Below are 11,055 nucleotides of genomic sequence, written 5' to 3' on the forward strand. Positions count from 1 at the left end.
AGGATTTAAATGGCAGATTTTCTTGTAATCGTCGAATCGCCAGCAAAAGCGAAAACGATTGAACGGTATTTAGGGAATAAATATAAAGTAAAAGCATCGATGGGGCATGTCCGCGACCTTCCGCGGAGTCAAATGGGCGTCAACGTTGAGGATAACTTCGAACCAAAATATATTACGATTCGTGGTAAAGGACCTGTATTAAAGGAATTAAAAACAGCCGCCAAAAAGGCTAAAAAAGTTTATCTCGCAGCTGACCCTGATCGTGAAGGTGAAGCAATTGCTTGGCATTTAGCGCACAGTCTAGATGTTGATATTACGTCAGATTGCCGCGTTGTTTTTAATGAAATCACGAAAGATGCGATAAAAGAATCGTTTAAGCATCCTCGCCCGATTAATATGGATCTCGTTGATGCGCAGCAGGCGCGAAGGATTCTAGACCGCCTTGTCGGCTATAATATCAGCCCGCTTCTATGGAAAAAAGTGAAAAAAGGGTTAAGTGCAGGGCGGGTCCAATCCGTTGCAGTCCGCTTAATCATTGATCGGGAAAAAGAGATTAAAGCATTTATCCCCGAAGAGTATTGGACGATTGATGGGGAATTTTTAAAAGGAAAAGATCATTTTAGTGGCGTTTTTCATTCGATTGTTGGTCAAGAAAAAACCGATCTAACGACTGAGCAAGACGTTCAAGCGATTCTAAAGCTAATGGATGACAATAAGTTCAAAGTCATCTCGGTAACAAAAAAAGAACGGAGACGAAACCCGGCGCCTCCTTTTATCACATCTTCCTTACAGCAGGAAGCAGCTAGAAAGCTAAATTTCCGGGCGAAAAAAACAATGATGATCGCTCAGCAGCTTTATGAAGGAATTGAGCTGGGGAAAGAAGGAACAGTTGGTCTCATTACTTATATGAGAACCGATTCCACTCGTATTTCTGAAGTTGCTCAAAATGAAGCAGCGAATTATATAAAAGCAGAATATGGTGAAAATTATTTAAAAGAAGAGCAAAGAAAAGAAAAAAAACAAGCGAACGCTCAGGATGCACATGAAGCGATTCGCCCAACCAGTACGTTAAGAGATCCGAACAGCTTAAAGGCTTTTCTTTCTCGGGATCAATTTCGTTTATACAAACTCATTTGGGAGCGTTTCCTTGCAAGTCAAATGGCGCAGGCCATCATGGATACGATGAGTGTAGATTTACAAAATGGAAAAGTTATGTACCGTGCTACAGGTTCAAAAATAAAGTTTCCAGGCTTTATGAAGCTTTATGTTGAGGGATCAGATGACCAGATAGATGGACCGGATAAAATGCTTCCAGATCTTAAAGAAGGAGATGAAGTGTTCAAGAAGGATATTGAACCTAAGCAGCACTTCACACAGCCGCCGCCAAGATATACAGAAGCACGACTTGTAAAAACGATGGAAGAACTTAGAATTGGTCGCCCTTCCACCTATGCCCCAACTTTGGATACCATTCAAAAGCGGGGGTATGTTGCACTTGATAATAAACGGTTTGTACCTACTGAGCTGGGTGAAATTATCCATGAGTTAATTCTTGAGTTTTTCCCTGACATACTTGATGTGGAGTTTACAGCAAAAATGGAACAGGGATTGGATAATATCGAAGACGGAAAAGTTCGCTGGGTTCAAATTATCGATGGATTTTACCGAGATTTCGAAACACATTTAAAAATAGCTGAAAAAGAGATGGAGTCAGTAGAAATTAAAGATGAGCCGGCTGGTGAGGATTGTGAAAATTGCGGCAGTCCAATGGTGTTTAAAATGGGCAGATACGGCAAATTCATGGCTTGCAGTAATTTTCCGGATTGCCGGAATACAAAACCAATTGTGAAAGAAATTGGTGTTACTTGTCCTACATGTAAGGAAGGACAGATTATTGAGCGAAAGAGTAAGAAAAAAAGGTTATTTTATGGATGCACCAGATATCCGGCATGTGAATTTATCTCTTGGGATAAACCATTACCGAGAGTCTGCCCTAAATGTGAAGGCCTGCTTGTAGAAAAGAAATTAAAAAAAGGTGTCCAAGTTCAATGTACGGCATGTGATTACAAAGAAGAGCAACAGAGTTAAAAGAGTGGTGAACTCCACTCTTTTTAATTTTGTGAAATAAAAAACTTTTTTGTTTTTCATTCGTATAGTACAATGCAAGATGGACTTGAAAGAGGGAAAGGTATATTTATAGTGCTTTTTTATGCAAAATGTAAATAAACGCATGTTTCAAGAAGATATCCAGGAGGTAACTAAATGAAGGAAGTAACAATAAACGTTGTCGGTGCTGGCTTGGCGGGAAGTGAAGCAGCCTGGCAGATTGCTAACCGCGGGGTTAAGGTACGGCTATTTGAAATGCGGCCGGTAAAACAAACACCTGCGCACCATACAGATAAATTTGCGGAATTAGTTTGCAGTAATTCACTCAGGGCTGATACGTTAACAAATGCTGTTGGAGTGTTAAAAGAAGAAATGAGAATGCTTGATTCCGTGATTATCGCGGCAGCTGATGCTTGTTCCGTTCCGGCAGGTGGAGCCTTGGCAGTCGATCGTCATGAATTTGCTGCTAAAGTAACGTCCATGGTTAAAAACCATGAAAATGTTACTGTAGTAAATGAGGAGGTAACTAGTATCCCTGAAGGGCCCACCATTATTGCTACAGGCCCACTAACAAGCCCAGATCTCTCGGCACAACTTAAAACCTTAACGGGTGAAGATTATCTTTATTTTTATGATGCAGCAGCACCGATTCTAGAGAAAGAAAGCATCAACATGGATAAAGTATATTTGAAGTCCCGCTATGATAAAGGTGAGGCTGCCTATTTAAATTGTCCGATGTCGGAGGAAGAGTTTGATCGATTTTATGATGCACTTATTACTGCAGAAACAGTTCCATTGAAAGAATTTGAAAAAGAAGTCTTTTTCGAAGGCTGTATGCCAATCGAAGTCATGGCGGCAAGGGGAAAGAAAACAATGCTTTTCGGTCCGTTAAAACCAGTTGGACTAGAGGACCCGAAAACGGGGAAAAGGCCATATGCGGTTGTCCAGCTACGTCAAGATGATGCGGCAGGAACCTTATTTAATATTGTCGGTTTTCAGACACATTTAAAATGGGGAGCGCAAAAAGACGTTATTCAGTTAATACCTGGTCTTGAAAATGCGGAAATTATTCGATATGGAGTGATGCACCGTAATACCTTTATCAATTCTCCAAAGGTTCTAAATGCCACCTACCAGTTTCGGAACCGTGAGGACTTATTTTTCGCTGGTCAAATGACCGGTGTTGAGGGATATGTAGAATCGGCCGCCAGTGGTTTAATTGCTGGCATCAATGCAGCCCGGTTAGTTCAGGGGATGGACGCATTGGAGTTTCCAATTGAGACAGCAATAGGAGGTATGGCACGTTATATCACCACCGCAAACCCTGATAATTTTCAGCCGATGAATGCGAATTTTGGTCTGTTTCCTGAATTACCAGTTAGAATAAAAGGAAAGCAGGAAAGAAATTTGCAGCATGCAAATCGAGCGTTGGAAACAATTCAGAACTTTGTGAAAGTTTTGTAAAATTTATTGCATGGGCTTTAGAAGTATGATACTATTTAGTAGCCCTTGTAGGTGAATATTATGATAAATGTGAATTTTTTATTAAAGTTATTTATCGAGTATTTACAAATGAAAAGGAATTACGCAAAATATACAATTGAACATAATCAACATGCTATCAGTAGATTTCTTTTTATTTATGGCTGTACTAGAGAAAAAACACTTAAGAAAAGAGTATATTGCTAATCATCTAAGGGCATATATGAATACAGTTTTCATAATATTATGTACGGGATATTTTTTATTTTGTTACATATCATATCAGTGCTATAAAGGGAAAATACTCCAAAAGGAGGATCATCTATATGGGCCAATTTCATGCAACAACAATATTTGCCATCCATCATAACGGTGAGTGCTCAATGTCAGGTGATGGTCAAGTAACATTTGGCAATGCGGTAGTGATGAAGCACACAGCAAAAAAAGTTAGAAAGATATTTAATGGAAAAGTGATAGCCGGATTTGCTGGTTCAGTTGCTGATGCATTTACTCTTTTTGAACTTTTCGAAGGAAAACTGGAGGAATTTAACGGTAACCTTCAAAGAGCGGCAGTTGAACTTGCGAAAGAGTGGAGAAGTGATAAGGTACTCAGAAAACTTGAGGCTATGTTAATTGTTATGAATCATGACTATTTGCTACTCATATCTGGAACAGGTGAAGTAATCGAACCTGATGACGGTATTCTCGCGATTGGTTCAGGGGGAAATTACGCATTAGCTGCGGGGCGTTCGTTGAAGAAATATGCAGGGGAACACTTATCTGCGAAAGAAATTGCAAAAGCTTCTTTAGAAATAGCTGCGGAAATATGTGTTTATACGAACAACAACATTATTGTTGAAGAGCTATAACGGGAAGGAGATATTAATTACCATGGAAAGAACAACTAATTTAACCCCCCGCCAAATTGTAGAAAGACTTGATCAATATATAATTGGCCAGAAGGATGCGAAGAAAGCGGTAGCTGTGGCTCTCAGGAACCGATATCGAAGGGGCTTATTAAATGACAAGCTTCGGGAAGAAATTATTCCGAAAAATATTTTGATGATTGGACCTACTGGCGTTGGTAAAACAGAAATTGCTAGAAGGATTGCAAAGCTTGTCGGTGCACCATTTATAAAGGTTGAGGCAACTAAATTCACCGAAGTTGGTTATGTTGGCCGAGATGTGGAATCAATGGTTCGAGATCTTGCAGAGACATCTGTCCGTTTAGTGAAAGAGGATCGCATGCAAAGTGTGAAGGAACGGGCTGAAGAGAATGCAAATAGCAGGCTCGTTGATTTACTTGTACCATCTACTAAAAAATCGACTAACTATAAAAACCCTTTGGAAATGTTGTTTGGTGGTGGTGGAAATTCCTCATCTGAGCAAGAAACACAACAAGAAGATTACTCTATCCATGAAAAACGGAAGATTGTCAAAGAAAAATTAGCACTTGGTCAATTAGAGGAAGAAATTGTTACCGTAGAGGTAGAGGAGCAGGCTCCTTCGATGTTTGACATGCTGCAGGGCTCAGGAATTGAACAAATGGGAATGAATATGCAGGACGCTCTTAGTAGCTTTATGCCGAAAAAACAAAAAAAGAGAAAATTAACTGTTCGAGAGGCAAGAAAGGTTTTAACAAGCGAAGAAGCGGCTAAACTCATCGATATGGATGAAGTTACGTCTGAAGCCATTTATCGTACTGAACAAACCGGAATAATTTTTATCGATGAAATCGATAAGATTGCCAGCAAAAATTCTGGAGGTTCCTCAGCAGATGTATCCCGTGAAGGTGTTCAAAGAGATATCCTACCTGTTGTAGAAGGTTCAACAGTGGTAACGAAATATGGTTCCATTAAAACTGATCATATTTTATTTATTGCAGCAGGGGCGTTCCATATGGCTAAACCATCAGATTTAATTCCGGAACTTCAAGGACGTTTCCCAATCCGGGTTGAGCTAACAAAGCTGACAATTGATGATTTCTTTAGAATCTTAATTGAACCAGATAATGCCTTAATTAAACAATATCAGGCGTTATTAGAAACAGAAGGTATACAAATTGAATTTTCTGACGATGCTATTCGTAGAATTGCTGAAGTAGCATTTGAAGTGAATCAAAATACCGATAATATTGGTGCGAGACGTCTTCATACGATTTTAGAAAAGCTTTTGGAAGACTTATCTTTTGAAGCTCCAGATATTTCGATGGAGAAAATCACGATTACACCGCAGTATGTTGATGATAAACTTGGTGCTATTTCTAAAAATAAAGATTTGAGTCAATTTATTCTTTAGGAATGGGTGTTACTTTTTATTTCATTCATTCGTAGGATACCTAATACGTTATAATGGATGTTTTATCAAATAAATTTAATAATGGTTGTAGTTAATTAGGAGGAAGAAACAGATGGATTTACTTACAAAAACTAGAAGGATTAATGTTTTATTGCAAAAAGCAGCAGGAAAGCCAGTTAATTTTAAGGAAATGTCTGAGACGTTGAGTGAAACGATTGAAGCGAACGTTTATATTGTTAGCCGTCGCGGTAAACTTTTAGGATTTTCAATTTATCAACAAATTGAAAATGAAAGAATGAAAAAGATGTTTGAAGATCGCCAATTCCCTGAAGAGTATACAAAAGGTTTATTTAATATTCAAGAAACTTCGTCAAATCTTGATATTGAAAGCAAATATACTGCTTTTCCAGTGGAAAACAGAGATTTATTTAGTGAAGGTTTAACAACAATTGTTCCTATTATCGGCGGTGGAGAACGTCTTGGTACTTTAATTCTTGCAAGACTGCAAGAAAAGTTCCATGATGATGAACTCATCCTTGCAGAGTATGGTGCAACTGTAGTAGGTATGGAAATCTTACGTGAAAAAGCAGAAGAAATTGAAGAGGAAGCAAGAAGCAAAGCAGTTGTTCAAATGGCCATTAGTTCATTATCCTATAGTGAGCTTGAAGCTATTGAGCATATTTTTGAAGAGCTTAATGGTTCTGAAGGTTTGTTAGTTGCTTCAAAAATTGCAGATCGCGTTGGTATTACTCGTTCAGTTATTGTTAATGCATTGAGAAAACTTGAAAGTGCAGGGGTAATCGAATCTCGTTCCCTTGGGATGAAAGGTACGTATATCAAAGTCTTGAACAATAAGTTTCTTATTGAACTTGATAAATTAAAATCTAAATAATAACTACCAATCCTCAGGCTTCCCTGGGGATTTTTAATTTTTTGTATAAGTTCACCTTGATTGTTTAAAGCACTTGTGCTATATTATTTCATGGTGTTAATACACACGCTCATCGATTTAAACAGACGGTGCTGTTACCAACAGTTCTGTTTAAAAATGACTTGAGCGGAGGAAAACAAACCATTAGGAGGAAAAAACATGTCAGTCATTTCTATGAAGCAATTGCTTGAAGCTGGTGTACATTTCGGACACCAAACTCGCCGCTGGAACCCTAAGATGAAGAAGTATATCTTCACAGAGCGTAACGGTATCTATATTATCGACCTTCAAAAAACAGTTAAAAAAGTTGAAGAAGCTTATAACTGGGTTAAGGAACTTGCCGGTAACGGTGGAACAGTTCTTTTTGTTGGTACAAAGAAACAAGCTCAAGATTCTGTTAAAGAAGAAGCGGGCCGTTCTGGTATGTACTATGTTAACCAACGCTGGTTAGGTGGTACTTTAACTAACTTTGAAACAATTCAAAAGCGTATTGGTCGCTTAAAAGATATTGAAAGAATGTCTGAAGACGGTACATTCGAAGTTTTACCGAAAAAAGAAGTTGTTCAATTAAAGAAACAACAAGAACGTCTTGAAAAATTCTTAGGCGGCATCAAAGATATGAAGAAGCTTCCTGATGCATTATTCATTATCGACCCTCGTAAAGAGCGTATCGCAGTTGCAGAAGCTAAGAAATTAAACATTCCTATCGTAGGAATTGTTGATACAAACTGTGATCCAGACGAAATCGACGTAGTTATTCCTGCGAATGATGACGCGATTCGTGCGGTTAAGCTTTTAACTGGTAAAATGGCAGATGCCATCCTTGAAGCTAAACAAGGTGAAGAGGTTCAAGCTTAATTCAATGTTCTGATTAAACAAAAAGGTGATAAGAGGGAGACCCTTTATCACCTTTTTTTGGAGAAATATGAGTTTTATCTTAGCTGTACTTGGCTAAGATAGGTGTACATAGTTAAATAAAAGGAGGAATATATATTATGGCAGTAACTGCTCAAATGGTTAAAGAACTTCGTGAAAAAACTGGCGCAGGGATGATGGATTGTAAAAAGGCTCTAACAGAAACGAATGGTGACATGGAAAAGGCCATTGATTTCTTACGTGAAAAAGGAATCGCAAAAGCAGCAAATAAAGCAGACCGCATTGCGGCAGAAGGATTGACTTCTATTTTAACAGAAGGCAACGAAGCTGTTATTCTTGAAGTAAACTCAGAAACTGACTTCGTTGCGAAAAACGAAGGTTTCCAAACTCTTGTTAAGGAACTAGCAGCACATCTTCTCAATAACAAACCAGCAACTGTTGAAGAAGCCTTAGCGCAAACGATTGAAAACGGAGCAACTGTTGCAGATCATATCAATGCTGCAATTGCTAAAATTGGAGAAAAACTTACATTACGTCGTTTTGAAGTAGTGTCTAAAACTGATAATGATGCATTTGGTGCCTACCTTCATATGGGTGGACGTATTAGCGTGTTAACAGTTCTTGAAGGTACTACTGAAGCAGATGCGGCTAAAGATGTGTCTATGCACATTGCTGCGTTAAGACCGAAATATGTTTCTCGTGATCAAGTATCACAAGAAGAAGTTGAGCGCGAGCGTCTAGTATTAACACAACAAGCTCTTAATGAAGGAAAGCCTGAAAACATCGTTGCTAAAATGGTAGAAGGCCGTCTTGGAAAATATTTTGAAGATGTTTGTGTCCTTGACCAGACTTTTGTTAAAAACCCTGATCAAAAGGTACGTCAATTTGTTGAATCTAAAGGTGCAACAGTTCGCGAATTCGTACGCTATGAAGTAGGGGAAGGAATCGAAAAACGTGAAGATAACTTCGCAGAAGAAGTTATGAACCAAGTTAATAAACAATAGTCAAATATTCTCGTGCTTTTAAACAAAGTGAGCAAAAAGGGAATGTTACTGAAATAGGTTTTGAATAGGGGACACGGCGTGTTCCCTATTTTTGAAGGTAATAATCTACATAAAAAATGGAGGTTTATATGAGCGGTCCTAAGTACAAACGCGTGGTTTTAAAATTGAGCGGGGAAGCACTTGCTGGTGAGTCGAGCTTTGGTATTAAACCTTCTGTCATAAAATCGATAGCCATCCAGGTAAAAGAAATAGCCGAACTTGGCGTAGAGGTAGCAGTGGTTGTCGGTGGCGGCAATATCTGGCGTGGGAAAATCGGCAGTGAAATGGGTATGGATCGAGCGACTGCTGATTATATGGGAATGCTTGCTACAGTTATGAATTCATTAGCACTTCAAGATAGTTTGGAGCACTTAGGAATTGAATCACGGGTGCAAACCTCGATTGAAATGCGTCAGGTTGCTGAACCATACATTAGACGTCGTGCTATTAGGCATCTAGAGAAAAAACGGGTTGTAATATTTGCGGCTGGTACAGGTAATCCTTATTTTTCTACTGATACAACGGCTGCTTTAAGAGCAGCAGAAATTGATGCGGAAGTCATTTTAATGGCAAAAAATAATGTGGATGGTGTATATTCTGCAGATCCGCGTATTGATGCAAATGCCACTAAATACGAAGACTTATCGTTCCTAGATGTACTAAAGGAAGGATTGGCAGTCATGGACTCTACGGCCTCTTCCTTATGTATGGATAATGATATTCCACTTATTGTTTTCTCAATTATGGACCAAGGCAATATTAAAAAGGCAGTAATGGGTGAAAAAATAGGAACAATTGTTAGGGGGAAAAATTAATGCCAAAACAAGTCATTTCAACTACAAAAGATCGGATGACAAAAGCGATTCAGTCATATTCACGTGAGCTTGCCAGCATTCGTGCCGGAAGAGCAAGTGCTTCACTTTTAGACAGAATTACCGTTGATTATTATGGTTCACCTACTCCTGTAAATCAAATGGCAGGTATCACCACACCTGAAGCTAGACTTCTTGTTATTCAACCGTACGATAAATCGATTCTTGGAGATATTGAAAAAGCTATCTTGAAGTCTGATTTAGGGTTGAATCCGACTAATGATGGGACGGTAATTAGAATTGCTATTCCTCAACTGACTGAAGAACGCCGTCGGGACCTTGTGAAATTAGTCAAAAAAGAATCAGAGGAAGCTAAAGTAGCGGTCCGTAATATTCGCCGTGATGCCAATGATGATTTGAAAAAGCTAGAAAAAAATGGTGAAATTACTGAAGACGCACTTCGCGGTTATTCTGATGATATTCAAAAGCTGACGGATGAATTTATTCAAAAAATTGATCAAATCACGAAAGATAAAGAAAAAGAAATTTTAGAAGTGTAAATATTTCCCCATTTCTATTAAGAACCCTCTTTTTAGGGGGTTTTTTTCACTATTTTCAGGATTTATTAACAGTGGAGTATGTTTTTGGAGTTATCTGAATATTATTCTTAATTCCGTTTATTTTACATAAGTTATTTATTAGAGATATCTTTTTGCTTTTTTGGTATGATAAAAGCATGCTACCCTGAAATATCCTTCAAATAACAACACACCGGGTTCGATTGAAATGCAGATTTATTATCGGAGGAAATGATTAACTAATTGAGGAGCAATGTTATGTTAAATATATTTAGACCTAGGAAGAAACAAAATACTTCTTCCACACTCCGAGATAAAATAGAGCAAGTAAAAAAAGCAGCTGTTCCTGAGCATGTGGCGATTATTATGGATGGCAACGGGCGGTGGGCTAAAAAACGGGCATTACCACGTATTGCCGGCCATCATGAGGGAATGAAAGTTGTTCGTAAAACAACGAAGTTGGCAAATGAGCTGGGAATTAAAACGTTGACCCTATATGCTTTTTCGACGGAGAACTGGAAAAGACCAAAAAATGAAGTGGAATATATTATGAAGCTGCCTGATGAATTTTTAGGTACCTTCCTTCCTGAATTAATTAAGGAAAATGTGCAAGTGAAAATGATGGGATACAAAGATCAGCTCCCAATACATACACTTCGCGCAATAGAAAAAGCTATAGAAGAAACCAAAAATAATAATGGCTTGGTTTTAAATTTTGCCTTGAATTATGGGAGCAGATCAGAAATTCTCGATGCTGTTAAACAAGTCTTAAACGATTGCAATAAAGGTATAATAAAGGAGACAGAGCTAGACGAAAAGGCTTTTTCCTCCTACCTAATGACTGCAAATTTTACTGACCCGGATCTTTTAATCCGAACTAGCGGTGAAATGCGTTTAAGCAATTTTATGCTTTGGCAATTGGCTTACTC

At 38.4% G+C, this 11,055-nt stretch carries 10 protein-coding genes; all 10 read left to right on the forward strand.

Translation table 11 applies throughout. The features are described 5' to 3' along the window. The first annotated feature begins 9 nt into the window (after positions 1 to 9). Positions 10 to 2,088, forward strand: a complete 2,079-nt coding sequence (topA, locus tag RTR43_RS02185; RefSeq protein WP_312469304.1) for a type I DNA topoisomerase — start codon at positions 10 to 12, stop codon at positions 2,086 to 2,088. Positions 2,089 to 2,262: 174 nt separating this feature from the next. After that, a complete protein-coding gene (gene trmFO / locus RTR43_RS02190) occupies positions 2,263 to 3,570 on the forward strand; it encodes an FADH(2)-oxidizing methylenetetrahydrofolate--tRNA-(uracil(54)-C(5))-methyltransferase TrmFO (protein WP_312469305.1) in 1,308 nt (435 codons plus the stop codon). Between the two features lie 344 nt (positions 3,571 to 3,914). Then, positions 3,915 to 4,457 carry an ATP-dependent protease subunit HslV gene (gene hslV, locus RTR43_RS02195; RefSeq protein WP_312469307.1) on the forward strand — a complete coding sequence of 181 codons (543 nt, stop codon included), beginning with the start codon at positions 3,915 to 3,917 and terminating at the stop codon, positions 4,455 to 4,457. Between the two features lie 22 nt (positions 4,458 to 4,479). Continuing rightward, positions 4,480 to 5,886 (forward strand): ATP-dependent protease ATPase subunit HslU, encoded by a 1,407-nt coding sequence (gene hslU / locus RTR43_RS02200; RefSeq protein ID WP_312469309.1) that lies wholly within the window; start codon positions 4,480 to 4,482, stop codon positions 5,884 to 5,886. Positions 5,887 to 5,998: 112 nt separating this feature from the next. After that, the gene (gene codY, locus RTR43_RS02205) at positions 5,999 to 6,778 is read left to right on the forward strand and encodes a GTP-sensing pleiotropic transcriptional regulator CodY (protein ID WP_312469311.1); all 780 of its coding nucleotides are present in this window, start codon (positions 5,999 to 6,001) and stop codon (positions 6,776 to 6,778) included. A 198-nt stretch (positions 6,779 to 6,976) separates the two neighbouring features. After that, complete coding sequence (gene rpsB, locus RTR43_RS02210; protein WP_312469313.1) at positions 6,977 to 7,675, forward strand: 30S ribosomal protein S2; 699 nt, start codon at positions 6,977 to 6,979, stop codon at positions 7,673 to 7,675. A 137-nt stretch (positions 7,676 to 7,812) separates the two neighbouring features. Then, the gene (gene tsf / locus RTR43_RS02215) at positions 7,813 to 8,697 is read left to right on the forward strand and encodes a translation elongation factor Ts (RefSeq protein ID WP_312469315.1); all 885 of its coding nucleotides are present in this window, start codon (positions 7,813 to 7,815) and stop codon (positions 8,695 to 8,697) included. A gap of 128 nt (positions 8,698 to 8,825) precedes the next feature. Continuing rightward, the gene (gene pyrH / locus RTR43_RS02220; RefSeq protein ID WP_248733587.1) at positions 8,826 to 9,551 is read left to right on the forward strand and encodes a UMP kinase; all 726 of its coding nucleotides are present in this window, start codon (positions 8,826 to 8,828) and stop codon (positions 9,549 to 9,551) included. After that, on the forward strand, positions 9,551 to 10,108 hold the full coding sequence (gene frr, locus RTR43_RS02225; RefSeq protein WP_312469317.1) for a ribosome recycling factor: 558 nt from the start codon (positions 9,551 to 9,553) through the stop codon (positions 10,106 to 10,108). The genes pyrH and frr overlap by 1 nt, the downstream gene beginning before the upstream one ends. Before the next feature lie 276 nt (positions 10,109 to 10,384). Beyond that, on the forward strand, positions 10,385 to 11,055 hold a 671-nt coding region (locus RTR43_RS02230), incomplete at its 3' end, for an undecaprenyl pyrophosphate synthase (protein WP_312469319.1).

It is taken from the genome of Neobacillus sp., from assembly GCF_031988165.1.
Classification (GTDB): Bacteria; Bacillota; Bacilli; order Bacillales; family Cytobacillaceae; genus Neobacillus; species Neobacillus rhizosphaerae.